Source organism: Microbacterium sp. SCPM-O-B-15248 (M128) (assembly GCF_058214835.1).
Genome location: NZ_JBYQLI010000001.1, coordinates 460,312 through 475,687, shown reverse-complemented (window position 1 = coordinate 475,687; position 15,376 = coordinate 460,312). Strand labels below are relative to the sequence as shown.

The window sequence follows — 15,376 nt, the reverse complement described above, 5'->3', positions numbered from 1 at the left end:
GTGTCTCCTGGAAATCTGTCACGCTTCAAAGTTGAGTTGCGTTGACTCAAGTTTAGCAGTCGGGTGCATTCGAGGCAATGGAGGGTGCGCGACCGGCAGGACCCTTCCCGACGACGCGAGCACCCCCGGGTCTAGGGTGAGCGCGTGAGCACGCCGCCTGCCGCCGCACCCCGCCCGGACATCCCGTGGAACCCGCCGCCCTCGGCCTCCGAACGCCGCGCGCGCGGACGAGAGGCGCGGCAGCGCGTGCCGCGACGCGACCTCGGGCGCCTCACCGTCGAAGGACGTGACCCGCTCGGCATCCTCGAAGCCCAGAACGCCACCCGCATCCCCGAACTGGTTCCGCTGCGGATCGAGCGGATGTCGGCAACCCCGTTCGCCTTCTACCGCGGCGCGGCGGCCGTCATGGCGGCCGACCTCGCCCGCGATCCCTCGACGCCCATCCACGTCGCATCGTGCGGAGACGCCCACGTCGCGAACTTCGGTTTCTACGCCTCACCGCAGCGCACGCTCGTCTTCGACCTCAACGACTTCGACGAAGCAGCGTGGGCGCCGTGGGAATGGGACCTGAAGCGACTGCTCACGAGCGTCGTCCTCGCCGGAGGCGAGACCGATCGCGACCCCGCGATCGTCCGCGACGCCGTCGCCTCGACGGTGCGGGCCTATGTCCGGGCGATCGCGGGACTCGTCGAACGGGACCCCATCGACCGCCACTTCGAGCACTTCAACGCGCACGAGGCGATCGGCTCCTACGACCGCGCGTCGCGCGAAGTCCTGACGCGCGCGATCGCCGACGCCGAGCGCCGGACCGGGGCACGGGCAGTGCGTCGACTGACCGCCGACGCGGGCTCCGGCCGCCTCACCTTCACGCATCAGCCGCCGACGATGACCCCCGTCGACGCGGAGGTCGCCGCCCGGGTCCTCGCCGTCGACGGGGCATACCGCACCTCGGCGAACGTCGATGTGCGGATGACGCTCGAACAGTACGACCTCAGCGACGTCGCCCGCCGCGTCGTCGGGGTCGGCAGCGTCGGGACGCGGTGCTACCTCTTGCTGCTGCAGGACGGCGACGGGCACGCCTTCGTCCTCCAGGGAAAGCAGGCCGGAGCGAGCGTGCTGCAGCAGTTCGGCGGCATCCGCCAGCCCGAGGCGCTGACCTCGCTCGTCGCCGCCGACGGCGAGGGCGCGCGCGTGGTGGCGCTGCAGCGTGTCCTGCAGGGCGTCTCCGACCCGTTCCTCGGCCACGTGCGCGGCGTCGACGCCGACTTCTACGTGCGGCAGTTCCACGACATGAAGGGTGGGATCGAGATGGTCGAGCTCGCGGACAAGCCCTTCCGCCGCTACGCCCAGGCGTGCGCGATCACGCTCGCCCGCGCCCACGCGCAGTCCCCGCAGGCCCCCGACATCGCCGGCTACGCCGGCGCCGGGCACGCGTTGACCGAGGCTCTCGTGCCGTGGGCGTTCGCGTACGCCGACGTCGCCCGCGAGGATCACGCCGCGTTCGTCGCCGCACACGTCTGACGCGCGCGACCGCGGCGTCACGGGCGGGCGGTGGCCATCCAGTCGGACATCTCCGCCACGCGGGACCGGATGCCGCGGTGCCACGCGCGCAGAGCCTGGTAGGTCTCGGCCGTGTCGGAGGGGAGCACGGGCTCCCCGGTGCCCGCCATCGCGGCGACCGCGCTGTCCCAGTCGCGATGCATGCCCGAACCGACCGCGGCGCAGATCGCGGCACCGATGCCGGCCGCGTCGTCGACCAGGGCACGGCGAACCGGGCGCCCCACGACGTCGGCGACGATCTGGACGAGAAGCGGCGACTGCGCGCCGCCGCCGGTGACGATCACGCCGTCGGCGACGGCCCCGCGCTCGCGCTCCATCGCGTCGATGTGGTCGGCCATGGTGAACGCGATGGCCTCCAGCACCGCTCGATAGAGGTGCCCCCGGCCCTGCGCTCCGGAGAACCCCACGAAAGCCCCTCGCCGGTTCGGTTCGTCGCCCGGGGCGAGCCAGTCCAGCACGGTCGCGACACCGTCGCATCCGGGACTCACCGCCTCGGCCTCGGCGCCCAGAACGCGATCGAACGCGTACAGATCATCGTCGGGTGACGTCGGGTGCAGCAGATCGCGCAGCCAGCTCACCGTCCACATCCCCCGACGGATGCCGGTCGACTCCGCCAGGTACTGTCCGGGGCGGCATCCGAAGTTGACCCAGTGGTGGGCACCGCCCCCGGGCCGGTCGGCGACCGTCATCGCGGCGATGTAGGTTCCCAACGACAGCAGCACGTCCGCATCCGAGGCCAGGCCGGCCCCGAGTGCTTCGACGGCCTTGTCGTTCGAGGTGGCGTAGACGGGGACCCCCTCGGGCAACCCGGTCAGGGCGGCAGCCGCCGATGTCACCCGACCGAGTTCTGCACCCGGATCCACGAGGTCGCTCAGCAGGGCCCGGTCCATCCCGGTGGAGACCGCGGCATCCGGGTCGTCCGACCACCGCCAGGTCTGCTGATCGATGGGCCAGACGCCCTGGTAGTTCCCCGCCGCGTCGCGGAACTCCCCCGTGAGCCGGTGCGCGATGTATCCGGAAGAGGTCGACACGTGCGCCACCTCGGGAGAGGCGACGTGCCGGCGCGAGACCCTCTCGTCCATCCAGCTGAGCAGCGGCTCGGCCAGCGTGCCGTCGGCGCGCAGAAGCGCGCGGCAGAACCGGATCGTGCACAGCCCGATCCCCACGATCTCGCCGGGGTCGCCGTCGAAACGCTCCATCGCCGTGCGGCACGCGCGGGCGATCGAGTCCCAGACGTCGTCGTCCGGGTGGACGCTGTGCCCCGACTCCGGCGTCGCGTAGGGCCGCAGCCCCACGCGCGCCTGCGCACGCACTCGCCCCTCCTCGTCGACGACGAGGACCTTCGTCGACTGCGATCCGTTGTCGATCGCGACGACGACCGGCATCAGGCCTCCAGCGCGAAGATGGTGCCGGGGTTCATGATGCCGTTCGGATCGAGTGCGGCCTTCATGCGCTCGAGCAGAACGAGGGCACTGCCGTGCTCCTGCGCCGTCCACGGCGTGCGGTACTTGCCGATTCCGTGGTGGTGCACCATGGACCCGCCCAGGCGCAGCGCCTCCTCGACGACGATCGCGTTCAGCGGCTCGTGGTATTCGGTGATCTCCTCGCGCGGTTCGCAGCGGATGTCGTAGTCGTACACGAAGTACAGGTTCGTGCCCGTCTGGTAGCTGTGCGAGGAGTGCGCGCCCAGCATCGTCAGATCGGCCGCTCGGGGGAATTCCCGGCGCACGCGCGCCATGACGGATTCGTACAGCTCGACCACGCGCGACCAGTCGACCGAGACCTCGGTGGTATAGCCGAGGTGCGCGCTCTCGAGCATCTCCCGCTTCTCGCGGTCGATCTTGTCCTGCCCCCAGTTCAGATTGTCGAACCAGGTCTCGATCAGGGAGTCGTCGACGCGCTCGAGCGACGTGCCCTCGGCGGCCTCCTCGATGGCCTCGGCCGTCGCCTCCGCCAGACGGCGAGGCCCCTCCGCCACCAGCACGACGACGCTCTTTCCCTCGTGGAAGTGCGAGAAGTGCTGGCGAGCGTCCTCCGGCGAGTACACGCGCGCCACGGAGGGACGGTACCCCTGTGTCACGAGTTCACGGAGCAGGTCGACACCGGCGCCGAAATCGTCGGTGAGGAACCCGAAGTACCGGTTGTTCTCGGGCGTATACGGCCAGATCTTCACGGTGACCTCGGTCACGAACGCGAACGCACCCTCGTTCCCGATGATCAGGTGACGGATGTCGGGGCCGGCCGCGCGCCGCGGCACGTTCTTGATGCGCGTCACGGTGCCGTCGGCGAGGACCGCCTCGAGCCCCACCACCATGTCTTCGATGCCTCCGTACAGCGTGGAGAACTGCCCGATCGACCGGGTCGCGACGAGGCCGCCGTACTGGGCCAGCGGCTTCGACTGGGGCGAGTGCCCGGTCGTGTAGCCCCGCGCGCGCAGTTCGTCCTCGACGCGCTGCAACGGAGCCCCGCACTGCACGGTGACCATCATGTCCACGGTGTCGATCGCGAGGGTCGCGTCCATGCGCGAACCGTCGAGCACGATCGTGTCGGCGACGACGGTCTCGAGACCGCCCTCGGTGGCGGTGCGGCCCGTGCGGGGCACGATCGCGATGCGGTTCTCGTCGGCGAAGCGCAGCACCGCGGCGACCTCGTCGGTCGAGCGGGGGTACACGATCGCCGCCGGGAAGGGCCCGTCGAAGATGCCGTGCACGGCGGAGTACTTCTTGAAGCGGTCGACGCTGGCGTCGCGCAGCTCGGCTTCACGGGTGTCGACGGCGTCGGCGCCGAGCAGGTCGGTCAGACGCGTGGCGATGTCGGAACGGGTCAGCGGGGAACGGGAATCGGCCATGTCGGTCTTCCTGGATCGGTGGGAAATCGGGTCAGCGCAGCAGGTAGCCGCCGTCGACGACGAGCGTGTGCCCGGTGACGTAGTCGCTGGCGCGGCTGGCGAGGAAGACGACCGCGCCCATGAGGTCGGCGGGGTCGCCCCACCGACCGGCGGGGACGTGGTCGACGATGCGGCGGTTCGCCTCGGCATCCGACCGGGTCTTCTCGGTGAGCGCCGTCGCGAAGTACCCGGGCGCGACGGCGTTGACCTGGATGCCGAATGCACCCAGCTCGTCGGCGTAGGCCTTCGTGAAGCCGACGATACCGGCCTTGGATGCCGCGTACGCGGGCGACTGGCGCCCGCCGAGGAACGAGAAGAGCGAGGCGATGTTGATGATCTTGCCGCGGCGGTGCGGGATCATGACCTCGGCCGCCGCGCGCGCGAAGTCGAAGGCGGCGGTGAGGTTGACCGCGATCATCGGGTCCCACTTGGCGCGATCGAAGGCGACCACGTCCTCGCTCAGCAGGTTGATACCCGCGGAGTTGACGAGCACGTCGACGCCGCCGAAACGGTCGACGCACGCGCGCACGACACGATCGGGTTCGCCCGCCGCGGTGATGTCGGACTGCGCGAACGCGTAGGCCCGTCCGTGCGCCTCGACCAGCCGGGCGGTCTCACCGTCGTCGTCCATGAGCGACGGGACGAACACGTTCGCTCCGGCCGCGGCGAGCGCGACGGAGAACGCCCGACCGAGGCCGCCGTTCCCCCCGGTCACGATGGCGGTCTTGCCGGCCAACGAGAAGAAGTCGGGCGTGAATTCGCTGATGTCCATGGTCAGGCGCTCCGGGAGGCGAACGGGTCGGCGATGCCGACGTAGACGGTCTCGAGGTATTCGTGGATGCCTTCGGCCCCGCCCTCGCGGCCGAGGCCCGATTGCTTGACGCCGCCGAAGGGCGCGGCGGGGTTGGAGACGACGCCGGCGTTGAGCCCCAGCATGCCGGTCTCCAGGCGCTCGGCCAGGCGGAGTCCCCGGTCGAGATCTCGCGTGTAGGCGAAGCAGACGAGGCCGAACTCGGTGTCGTTGGCCAGGCGGATCGCCTCCTCCTCGTCGCCGAACGTCAGGATCGGCGCAACGGGACCGAAGATCTCCTCGCGGAGGATGTCGGCGTCGGCGGGCACGTCGACGAGGACAGTCGGCTGGTAGAAGTATCCGGGGCCGGGGATCGCGGCACCGCCCACGGCGACGCGGGCACCCTGGGCGACGGCCCCGTCGACGAGGGACGCGACCTTGTCGCGAGTGGCCGCGTCGACGAGGGGTCCGACCGTGGACGACGGGTCGGTCCCGCGCGCGGGGACGAAGGCGCCGATGCGGGCGGAGAAACGCTCGGCGAACTCGGCTGCGACGGACTCGTGCACGAGGAAGCGGTTCGCCGCCACGCACGCCTCACCCCCGTTGCGCATCTTCGCCAGCACGGCACCGTCAACGGCGGCATCCAGGTCGGCGTCCTCGAAGACGAGGAAGGGTGCGTTTCCCCCGAGCTCCATCGACACCCGCAGTACCTGGGCGGCCGAGTCGGCGATGAGTCGCTGGCCGACGCCCGTGGAGCCGGTGAAGGAGAGCTTGCGGAGCCGGGGGTCGCGCACGAGCGGGCCGGTGACGGCGCCGGCGTGCGTCGTCGGGATGACGTTGAGCACGCCGTCCGGAAGGCCGGCCTCGCGCAGTACCTCGGTGAGGAGGAGCGCCGTGAGCGGGGTGAGGGCGGCGGGCTTGAGCACCATGGTGCAGCCCGCGGCGATCGCCGGAGCGATCTTGCGGGTGGCCATGGCGAGGGGGAAGTTCCACGGCGTGATGAACAGGCACGGACCGACCGGCTTCTGAACGACCAGCAGACGGTTGCGACCGTCGGGCGCGGTCGAGTACCGCCCGGCGATGCGGGGAGCCTCCTCGCTGAACCAGCGGAGGAACTCCGCGCCGTAGGCGACCTCGCCGCGTGCCTCGGCGAGAGGCTTCCCCATCTCGAGCGTCATCGCGAGGGCGAAGTCCTCGGCGCGCGCGGTGACGAGGTCGAACGCGCGGCGCAGGATCTCGGCGCGCTCCCGTGGGGCGGTGCGCCCCCACGACTCCTGCGCACGGTGGGCCGCGGCGAGCGCGGCGTCCCCGTCGGCGACGCTCGCATCGGCGACGGTGGCGAGCACGTCGCCGGTGGAGGGGTCGATGACGTCGAACCGGTCGCCGGTCGAGGCGGGGAGCCAGGCGCCGTCGATGAAGAGGTCGGTGGGGAGAGAGGCCAGGAAGGCGCGTTCGTCGGTCATCGCGTGGCTCCCGCGGGAGCGGCAGCGCGGCGGAGCGGGTCGCCGAGCAGGTCCTCGTACAGGCGGAACGGCACCATCTCGCCGGCACGGTCGCCGTACATCGCCTTGGCGCGACGGAACTGCTGGTCCACGAGGCCGGACAGCTCGTACGGCATCCCGACCGAGCGCGCCAGGTCCACCGAGAGGCCGAGGTCCTTGCAGGCCAGCGCGAGCGCGAAACCCTCGTCGTAGTCGCCGTGATCGAGGATCGACAGAACGTCGTGCTCGACGAAATTGCTGTTCGCGGGGCTCGCGACCAGGGCGCGACGCAGCACCTCGAGGTCGACCCCGGCCTTCACACCGACCGAGAGCACCTCCGCGGTGGCGATGAGGTGGGAGAACCACAGCTGGTTGATCATGAGCTTCACCGCGTATCCCGCACCGTGGCCGCCCACGTGCAGGATCCGCTCGGGCTCGCCCATGGCCTCGAACACCTCGCGGAGGCGCTCGACGTCGTCGGCGTCGCCGCCGATGAAGATCTGCAGCGTCCCGTTGGCGGCACCGACGGACATCCCGCTCACCGGCGCGTCGAGGATGTGCAGGTCGGGACGATCGGTGCGAGCGCGGTCGGCGACCTCCGGCACGGACGTGGACATGTCGACCCACGTCCCCCCATCCGGCAGTGCCTCCAGCAAGCCGTCCGGCCCGCGGAGCACCTGCTCGACGTGGCGCGGGGTGGGCAGCATCGTGATCACCAGATCGGACCGGGATGCCACCTCGGCCGCCGTCTCCACCCAGACGGCGCCACGGGACACCGCCTCCGCGGCGACTTCCGGCCGCACGTCGGTGACGACCAGGGGGAAGCCGGAGGCCTGCAGGTTGCGGGTCATTCCGCTTCCCATGCTGCCGAGGCCGATGAATCCGACGGTGAGTGTGCGCTTCGTCACGGGACCAGTCCTTGAGATCGTGGATCGGGGGCGGGCGCTCCTGCGGCTCTCGTCATCGAGCCCGCCATCGGCGACCGCAGGGACACCATAGATCGAGGATGCCGTGGGAGCATCCCTTGATGTGAATATGGCAACGGGCTAGGGTTCCCGCCATGACAGATCACTCCCCTGCCCCGCGTCGCAACTCCTCGGGCCTCGCCCGCGACGTGGAGATCCTCGAGATCCTCGGGTCGGCGGAAGCCGTCGCCGGCGGGGGGCTCGGGGTCTCGAGGGTCGCGCAGATCACCGCCCGAGACAAGGCCGTCGTCTCCCGCAGCCTGGCCACCCTGGCCGACGCCGGGCTGGTCGACCGTGACGAGAACACCCTGGCCTACCGCCTCGGCGCCCGTCTCTACGCCCTCGCCGCCCTCACCGTCGAAAGCACCCTCACGCGGGAATCGCAGCCGATCCTGCGACGAGTCGCGCAACGGGCCCGCGAGACCACCCACCTCTGCGTCCTCCGCGGTGGGAACGTGCTGACCATCGCGAGCGAGCTCAGCCCGCACGAGTTCCGCACCACGGGATGGGAGGGGGTCACGACCGCGGCATGGCGGACACCGTCGGGCCGCGTGCTGCTGAGCGATTGGGACGAGGACTCCCTCGAGCGGTGGTACGCCGAGCACGGCCAGGATCAGGCGATCGTAGGCCCGGTCCCCCCGCACGCCGCGGGGTTCTCCGTGCTGCCCAGTCCTCCCGCCGATCGTCAGGTCGTCTCCGACCTGGGAAGCCTGCGTGCCGAGCTGTCCCGCATCCGAGCGACGGGATACGCCCTCCTCGACGAGGAGCTCGAGTTGGGCGTCGTGGGGGCGAGCGCCCCGGTGCGCGACTTCACCGGGCGCATCGTCGCGGCGTTGAACGTGAGTGCGCCCAAGACCCGCATCGGCGATCGGCTCGAGGGCCTCGCGCGCTTCGTGGCCTCCAGCGCGAAGGACCTCTCCCGGTCGATCGGTTTCGCGGGGAACACCCCGGGCGCCTGAGATTGCCATATGCGCAACACCGGTTGAAGATAATCATCCCCCCGCTTTACAGTCAGCCGCAGCCGTGATCCACGGCCCATCTCGATGAGGAGAGGAGTGCGACGCATGTCCGACTTCGACCTCGGCGGACTCCTCACTTTCTGGAGCCGCCGCAGCGACGACATCCTGGAGCTCGTGCTGCAGCACGTCGCCGTCGTGGCGCTGAGTATCGTCATCGCGGCGGTGATCGGCATCGCGATCGGCATCGGCGTCTGGAACCGCCCGGTCTCCCGCGCCGTCACGATCGCCGCCGCCGGCGTCGCCCTGACGATTCCGTCCCTCGCCCTCCTCGCGCTGCTGACCCCCGTGCTGGGGCTCGGCTGGACGCCGACGGTGTTCTCGCTGGTCTTCTACTCGCTGCTCCCGATCGTGCGGAACACCGTCGTGGGGCTCCGCGAAGTGCCGGCGGCCATCATGGAGTCCGCGAAGGGCATGGGGATGTCGCCCGCGCGCATCCTTCTATCCGTACAGCTCCCGATCGCGTGGCCGATCATCCTCACCGGCGTCCGCGTGGCCGCCCAGCTCACCATCGGTATCGCCGCGATCGCCGCCTACGTCGCGGGACCGGGCCTGGGCCAGTTCATCTTCAAGGGGCTCTCGTCGCTCGGCTCGAAGAACGCGCTGAACTTCGCGCTGACGGGAACCCTCGGCGTCATCGTCCTGGCTCTCCTCATCGATGCCGCCTTCGTCCTCATCACCCGCGTCACCACCTCAAGGGGGCTCCGTGTCTGACACCACCACCACTTCCCGGCCGGCCGGCGCGAACGCCTCATCGGGAGTCGGCATCCGCCTCGAATCCGTGACCAAGGTGTACCCGGGGCAGTCGGTGCCCGCCGTCGACGCGTTCTCGATGGACGTCGATCCGGGCGAGCTGATCATGTTCGTCGGCCCGTCCGGGTGCGGCAAGACCACGACCATGAAGATGATCAACCGGATCATCGAACCCACGTCGGGCACGATCTCGATCGACGGCCGCGACGTGCTGTCGCTGAACCCGAACGAGCTGCGCCGTCACATCGGCTACGTCATCCAGCAGATCGGGCTCTTCCCCCACATGACCATCGGCGAGAACATCGCCGTCGTCCCGAAGCTGCTGGGGTGGTCGAAGAAACGCACCGCCGACCGCGTCGAAGAACTCCTCGACACGGTTCAGCTCAGCGGCGATTTCTCCTCGCGCTATCCGCGACAGCTCTCGGGTGGCCAGCAGCAGCGCGTCGGCGTCGCCCGCGCCCTGGCAGCCGACCCGCCGGTCATGCTGATGGACGAGCCGTTCGGGGCGACGGACCCGATCACCCGCGAGCGCCTACAGGCGGAGTTCCTCCGACTCCAGGAGTCGATCGGCAAGACGATCATCTTCGTCACGCACGACTTCGACGAGGCCATCCGCCTGGGCGACCGGATCGCGGTGCTGTCCGAGCGCAGCCGCATCGAGCAGTTCGACACGCCGGCGGCGATCCTCGCCGCCCCGGCCAACGACTACGTGCGCTCCTTCATCGGGCGCGGGGCCGCCCTCAAGCGCCTCGCCCTCATCCCGGTCGCCGACGCCCCCCTCGGACCGGTGACGGATGCCGGACCGGTCAGGGTCGCGCTCACCGACAACCTCCGTGATGCGCTGGATCTGCTCATCCTCCACGGCTCGCCCTCGGTCCCGGTCGTCGACGGCGACGACCGGGTGCGCGGAACCCTCACGATCGAGCGGATCTCCGCGGCCCTCGGTGTCGAGGTCACCGACCTCTCCGCCCGTTCGAACGGCGCACGATGACCACCGTCACCACCGAGACGCAGAGCATCGGCGCCGCGCGCCTGGCCGCGACGCGCCGGACGCGTTCCACGAAGGTGTGGCGCCGGCTGCTCACCCCCGCGATCGTCGTGGTCGTCCTCGCCGCCCTCTTCCTCTGGGTGTCGTCGCTGACCCTCGACTCGATCGAGCAGCGGACGATCAACGCCGACTACCTCTTCCTCCGCATCGGCGAGCACCTGAGCCTCACGGTCGCCGCCTCCGCGCTCGTGGCCGTCCTGGCCATCCCCCTCGGCATCGCGCTCGCCAAGACCCCCTCGCGCACCGTCCGGGCCGTCGTCCTGGCGCTGGCCAACATCGGCCAGGCCACGCCGGCGGTCGGTGTCGTGATCCTTCTCGCCATCGTCTGGCAGACGGGATACACGACCGCGCTGGTGGCGCTCGTGATCTACGCGTTCCTCCCGGTGCTGCGCAACACGATGATCGGCATCGAGCAGGTCGACGGCGCGATCCGGGAATCGGCCCGCGGCATGGGGATGACACCCGTCCAGGTCCTCGCCCGCATCGAACTCCCGCTCGCCGTCCCCGTCATCCTCGCGGGGCTGCGCACGGCGCTCGTCTTCTGCGTCGGCGTCGCGACCATCGCGACCTTCATCAACGCCGGCGGCCTCGGCGACATGATCGTCAACGGCCTCAAGCTGCAGCGCTACCCGGTCCTCGTCGTCGGCGCCGTCCTGGTCGCCTGCATCGCTCTGCTCATCGACTGGATCGCCGGCGTCGCCGAAGACCTGCTCACCCCCAAGGGGATCTGATCCCCGCCGCTCCACCCGCACCATCCACCGCACCACACCCCAAGGAGACACAATGAAGCGTCGTCCGCTTCTCTCGCTGACCGCCGTCGCGGCGCTCGGCGCCCTCGCCCTCACCGCCTGTTCCGGAGGTTCCGGCTCCACCGGATCCGCCGCCGGTGGCAGCGACGAACTCGCCGGCCTCACGGGCCAGATCGGCTCCAAGGACTTCTCGGAGCAGTACATCCTGGCCCACATCACGACCGAGCTGCTCAACGCCCGCGGCGCGGACGTCGAGGCCAACACGAAGCTCGTCGGTTCCGCGAACGTGCGCCAGGCGCTCGAGAACGACGAGTTCCTCGGGTACTGGGAGTACACCGGCACCTCGTGGATCACCTACAACGGCAACACCGCACCCGTCCCCGGCGCCGAAGCGCAGTTCGAGGCGACGAAGAAAGCGGATGCGGCCAACGGCATCGCCTGGCTCGACCCGGCCCCGTTGAACAACACCTACGCGTTCGCGATCCGCGCCGACAAGGCCGAGGAGCTCGGGGTCAAGACCCTCTCGGACGTCGCCAAGCTGCCGGTGAACGAGCAGACCTTCTGCATCGAGAGCGAGTTCTCGACCCGTGACGACGGCTGGCCGGGGCTGAAGGCCGCGTACGGCCTGAACGTGCCCGACTCCAACGTCGCCCTGCTGGACACGGGCGTCATCTACACGGCCACCCAGAAGGGCGACGACTGCAACTTCGGCGAGGTGTTCCAGACAGACGGCCGCATCCCCGCGCTCGATCTCGTCGTGCTGGAGGACGACAAGGAGTTCTTCCCCGTGTACCAGGGTGCCTTCACCCTCAAGCAGTCGACCCTCGACGAGTACCCCGCCATCGCGGACGTCATCGCCGAGATCTCGTCGTTGCTCACGACGGAGGAGATGCAGAAGCTCAACGCCAAGGTCGACGTCGACGGAGAAGACCCCGAGGACGTCGCGACGGACTGGCTGAAGGAGCAGGGGCTCATCTGATGTCGGTCGACGTGCAGATCGGGGAGAGCTTCGTCGGCGACGGGGCGCACGCGGCCCACATCAACACGGTGCTCGGACATCGCGACGGTCCCGTGGGAACGGCGTGGGCGACGGCTCTGGCGTCGCCGACCGCGGGCCACGTGCCCTTCGTGGCCGTCCTGCGCCCCTCCCTCCCAGTGAAACCGCTCACGCTGTTCGTCACCAAATCCGCTCCCGAGAACGATGCCCACGGGCTGCTGATCTGGGGCCCCGCGCAGGCAGGTGTGGCATCCGGTGTCGCCGATGCCCTTGCGGAGGGAGACATCCCGGCCGAGTGGGCGGACTCTCACGCGGTCATCGCCGCTGTGTGGGTCAATCCCGCCGCGACGGACGCCGAGCAGATCTACCGCAACAACCGCCAGGCCGCCCGCGAGGCGATCCGCAACGGGGCGCGGTCGCTTCCGGCGACGGAAGACGTGCTCGCGGCGCGCACCGCGCCCTCGAACCCGTTCTTCACTCCCGCGTCCTGATCCGACGCCGAATGCGGCCCCACCCCTTCGGGGGGCGGGGCCGCATTCGTCCGTCAGGCCGGGATCGCCTCGCGGGACGCCGCGACCACGTCATCCGCGCACGAGAACCGCGCCCGATAGGCGGTCGGGGTCAGCCCCATCGTGCGGGCGAAGTTCTGGCGCAGCACCGCGGCGGACCCGAAGCCGCATTCGGCCGCGATGCGGTCGAGGCCGAGATCGGTCTCTTCCAGGAGCCGCTGCGCGTGCAGCAGCCGCTGACGCGCGAGCCACGCCGCCGGGGTCGCCCCGAAGTCGGCCTTGAACCGCCGAGCGAACGTGCGCGGCGACATGTGGGCGCGCGCCGCGAGACGCTCCACCGGCAGATCGGCGTCGAGGTTCTGCAGCATCCACTCGGTGACCGGGGCGAGGGAGAGCGAGGTGTCGACCGGGAGCGGTGACGCGATGAACTGCGCCTGGCCGCCATCCCGCTGGGGCGCGACGACCATGCGCCGGGCGATGCGGTTCGTGAGCTCGGCGCCGAGCTCCTGCCGCAGCAGGTGCAGGCACGCGTCGAGACCGGCCGCCGTGCCGGCGCTCGTGATGATGTTGTCCGACTGCACGTAGAGCACGTCGGGATCGACCTCGATCCGGGGGTACATGCGGGCCATCAACGGCGCATACCGCCAGTGCGTGGTGGCCCGGCGTCCGTCGAGCACTCCGGAGTCGGCGAGGACGAACGACCCGCTGCACACGCTCAGCAGCCACGCGCCGCGCGCGTGCACGCGGCGCACGAGGTCGAGAACGCGGACGTCGACGGCACCCCACCGCTCCCGGGGGATGGGGGCGAGCACGAGGATGTCGGCATCCTCCGCGGCGTCGAGGCCCCGCTCGACGTTGATCGAGAACCCGATGTTCGACGGCACCACGCCCGGGTCGGGACTGACGATGCGAAAGTCGAAGTTCGGGACACCGTCGTCGGTGCGGTCGAGGCCGAACGCCTCGCACGCGAGACCGAACTCGAACGGGGCGAAGCCCGGCTGGACGACGACGGCGACGGAACGCATGAATCCTCCGGTTGGCAGAAAAGCGGCGATTGACGTCCATCATGCCACTCGTGGGCACTATTCGTACAGACGTAGCTTATCTGCCATGGCTTACCTCATCGCTCTCGCCGCCCTCGCCCTCGTCGCGATCGTCGCCACGGTGTGGCTGATCGGCACCGACGGCTACGGTCGCGTTCCCACCGACCCGCGGCGTCTGCCCGCCGGGACGGATCCCGCACCGTCCCGCAGCGAGAAGGCGGCTCCACCGACCGCCGCGGCCCCGGCCCACCCTGTGGACGCCCCGGCGCTCCGCGCTCAGCGCGACGCGGCGCGGGTAACCACCCGGTCCCGGCGCGCTGAGCGCGACGCGGCACGGGCGACCACCCGGTCCCAGCGCGCTCAGCGCGACGCGGCGCGGGCGTAGACCGCGACCATCGCGGCTGTGCGCGACGACTGGCGGAACCGTTCGCCGATCGTCGCGTCGGGCGCGACCGGAGTCCCGGCGGCGATATCGGCGGCCGCGCGACGAAGGGCATCGGCGAGGGCCGGGACCGTGGCATCCGCGACACTCCACACCCCGCCGCCGAGTTCCGCGGCGATGTCGGGGTCGCTGACGACGGCGGGAGTCCCCAGGGACGCGGCCTCGAACACCGTCATCCCCTGCGTCTCGAAGCCGATCGACGTCTGCACCACGGCGTCGGCGTCGGCGAGCCGGGCGAGCGTCTGGGCGTACGTCATCCGGCCCGAGAACCGGACGGATGCCACCGGACGCGTGCGCTCCACGAGGCGGCGTGCCGCGCGCGACTGCGCCCCTCCGCCGATCACCTCGACCTCGGCGTCGACGCCGGAGGCCGCGACCGCCTCGAGGAACGGTAGCAGCCGCTTCTCGGGGCTCATGCGACCGATCCACACGAAGCGCGGGCGGCCGGGGCGGCGCTCGCCCACGCCGGAGGAGACGGCCGCGTCGAGGACGTCGTCGTCGATGCCGTTCCAGATCACGTCGACTCCCCCGCCAGGCGGCACCGCGGCGTGCGCCTCGAGGCGCCGCGCGAAGTGCGCTGAGGGCGCGGTGACCGCCGCCGACAGGGCGGCGAGCCGGCGAAGGTAGGTCCACCCGTCGCTCCCGCGAGCGGCATCGCGGGTTCCTCGCGCGCGCGACGCCGGGCGCAGCGCCCGTCGCGCCCACCCGTTCAGCAGCCGCAGCACCGCGCCCGGGAACGGCGCGGTGGCCTCGATGCCGACGTCGACGCGGTTGTGCATCGTGTGCACGACCGGCAGCCCGTGGCGCGCGGCGAACCGGTGCCCGATGAACGCGCCCCAGAAATCGGCCTGCACATGGACGACGTCCACGGGCGGACGCGCCGCGATCGCGGCATCCACGAACCGGTCGGTCCGGCGCCCTGGCCAGCTGAGGGCGTACTCACGGTCGAGGGTGACCGGGATCGAGGGCATGTCGACGTACGCGGCGTCGGTTGCGGCGGGGCGGTGCAGCCGCGGCGCCACGACGGTCACCGTGTGCCCGGCGCGCTCGAGGAAGCGCCGCTGCAGCCGCATCGACACTTGTGCACCGCCCAGCGACTCGACGTGCTGGTCGGCGAACATCACCACGTGCACGAG

At 70.7% G+C, this 15,376-nt stretch carries 15 protein-coding genes; 8 read left to right on the top strand and 7 right to left on the bottom strand.

What is annotated here, in order from left to right; genetic code table 11:
- Positions 1–144 precede the first annotated feature (144 nt).
- On the top strand, positions 145–1,521 hold the full coding sequence (locus tag AC3E6M_RS02250) for a DUF2252 domain-containing protein (RefSeq protein WP_252370924.1): 1,377 nt from the start codon (positions 145–147) through the stop codon (positions 1,519–1,521).
- Positions 1,522–1,538: 17 nt separating this feature from the next.
- Here AC3E6M_RS02250 and AC3E6M_RS02245 read toward each other — a convergent pair whose 3' ends face one another.
- Genes AC3E6M_RS02245 through AC3E6M_RS02225 form a run of 5 tightly spaced genes read right to left on the bottom strand, consistent with a single transcriptional unit; the run spans position 1,539 to position 7,626 of the window.
- A complete protein-coding gene (locus tag AC3E6M_RS02245) occupies positions 1,539–2,945 on the bottom strand; it encodes an FGGY-family carbohydrate kinase (protein ID WP_138173964.1) in 1,407 nt (468 codons plus the stop codon).
- Positions 2,945–4,408 (bottom strand): FAD-binding oxidoreductase, encoded by a 1,464-nt coding sequence (locus tag AC3E6M_RS02240; RefSeq protein ID WP_138173963.1) that lies wholly within the window; start codon positions 4,406–4,408, stop codon positions 2,945–2,947. The genes AC3E6M_RS02245 and AC3E6M_RS02240 overlap by 1 nt, the downstream gene beginning before the upstream one ends.
- A 31-nt stretch (positions 4,409–4,439) precedes the next feature.
- Complete coding sequence (locus tag AC3E6M_RS02235; protein WP_138173960.1) at positions 4,440–5,219, bottom strand: SDR family oxidoreductase; 780 nt, start codon at positions 5,217–5,219, stop codon at positions 4,440–4,442.
- A gap of 2 nt (positions 5,220–5,221) precedes the next feature.
- On the bottom strand, positions 5,222–6,700 hold the full coding sequence (locus tag AC3E6M_RS02230) for an NAD-dependent succinate-semialdehyde dehydrogenase (RefSeq protein ID WP_490528936.1): 1,479 nt from the start codon (positions 6,698–6,700) through the stop codon (positions 5,222–5,224).
- Positions 6,697–7,626, bottom strand: a complete 930-nt coding sequence (locus AC3E6M_RS02225; RefSeq protein WP_252370923.1) for an NAD(P)-dependent oxidoreductase — start codon at positions 7,624–7,626, stop codon at positions 6,697–6,699. Before AC3E6M_RS02225 ends, AC3E6M_RS02230 begins: the two co-directional genes overlap by 4 nt.
- Before the next feature lie 152 nt (positions 7,627–7,778).
- Between AC3E6M_RS02225 and AC3E6M_RS02220 the strand changes: the two genes are divergently transcribed.
- The 6 genes from AC3E6M_RS02220 to fae all read left to right on the top strand — a co-directional run bounded on the left by AC3E6M_RS02220 (position 7,779) and on the right by fae (position 12,737).
- Positions 7,779–8,642 carry an IclR family transcriptional regulator gene (locus tag AC3E6M_RS02220; RefSeq protein ID WP_138173954.1) on the top strand — a complete coding sequence of 288 codons (864 nt, stop codon included), beginning with the start codon at positions 7,779–7,781 and terminating at the stop codon, positions 8,640–8,642.
- Between the two features lie 105 nt (positions 8,643–8,747).
- Positions 8,748–9,413: an ABC transporter permease gene (locus AC3E6M_RS02215; RefSeq protein WP_138173952.1), complete on the top strand. Its 666-nt coding sequence runs from the start codon at positions 8,748–8,750 to the stop codon at positions 9,411–9,413.
- Complete coding sequence (locus tag AC3E6M_RS02210) at positions 9,406–10,443, top strand: ABC transporter ATP-binding protein (protein WP_490528935.1); 1,038 nt, start codon at positions 9,406–9,408, stop codon at positions 10,441–10,443. Before AC3E6M_RS02215 ends, AC3E6M_RS02210 begins: the two co-directional genes overlap by 8 nt.
- A complete protein-coding gene (locus AC3E6M_RS02205; RefSeq protein WP_138173948.1) occupies positions 10,440–11,231 on the top strand; it encodes an ABC transporter permease in 792 nt (263 codons plus the stop codon). The genes AC3E6M_RS02210 and AC3E6M_RS02205 overlap by 4 nt, the downstream gene beginning before the upstream one ends.
- A gap of 52 nt (positions 11,232–11,283) precedes the next feature.
- On the top strand, positions 11,284–12,228 hold the full coding sequence (locus tag AC3E6M_RS02200; protein ID WP_138173946.1) for a glycine betaine ABC transporter substrate-binding protein: 945 nt from the start codon (positions 11,284–11,286) through the stop codon (positions 12,226–12,228).
- A complete protein-coding gene (gene fae, locus AC3E6M_RS02195; protein ID WP_490528934.1) occupies positions 12,228–12,737 on the top strand; it encodes a formaldehyde-activating enzyme in 510 nt (169 codons plus the stop codon). Before AC3E6M_RS02200 ends, fae begins: the two co-directional genes overlap by 1 nt.
- Positions 12,738–12,790: 53 nt before the next feature.
- Here the strand turns inward: fae and AC3E6M_RS02190 are convergent, their stop codons facing one another.
- On the bottom strand, positions 12,791–13,780 hold the full coding sequence (locus AC3E6M_RS02190) for a GlxA family transcriptional regulator (protein WP_490528933.1): 990 nt from the start codon (positions 13,778–13,780) through the stop codon (positions 12,791–12,793).
- Positions 13,781–13,865: 85 nt separating this feature from the next.
- Between AC3E6M_RS02190 and AC3E6M_RS02185 the strand changes: the two genes are divergently transcribed.
- A complete protein-coding gene (locus AC3E6M_RS02185; protein WP_490528932.1) occupies positions 13,866–14,183 on the top strand; it encodes a hypothetical protein in 318 nt (105 codons plus the stop codon).
- On the opposite strand, the gene AC3E6M_RS02180 is transcribed toward AC3E6M_RS02185, so the two are convergent.
- Positions 14,159–15,373 (bottom strand): glycosyltransferase, encoded by a 1,215-nt coding sequence (locus AC3E6M_RS02180; RefSeq protein ID WP_490528931.1) that lies wholly within the window; start codon positions 15,371–15,373, stop codon positions 14,159–14,161. The two genes, AC3E6M_RS02185 and AC3E6M_RS02180, sit on opposite strands and share 25 nt — an antisense overlap.
- Positions 15,374–15,376 lie beyond the last annotated feature (3 nt).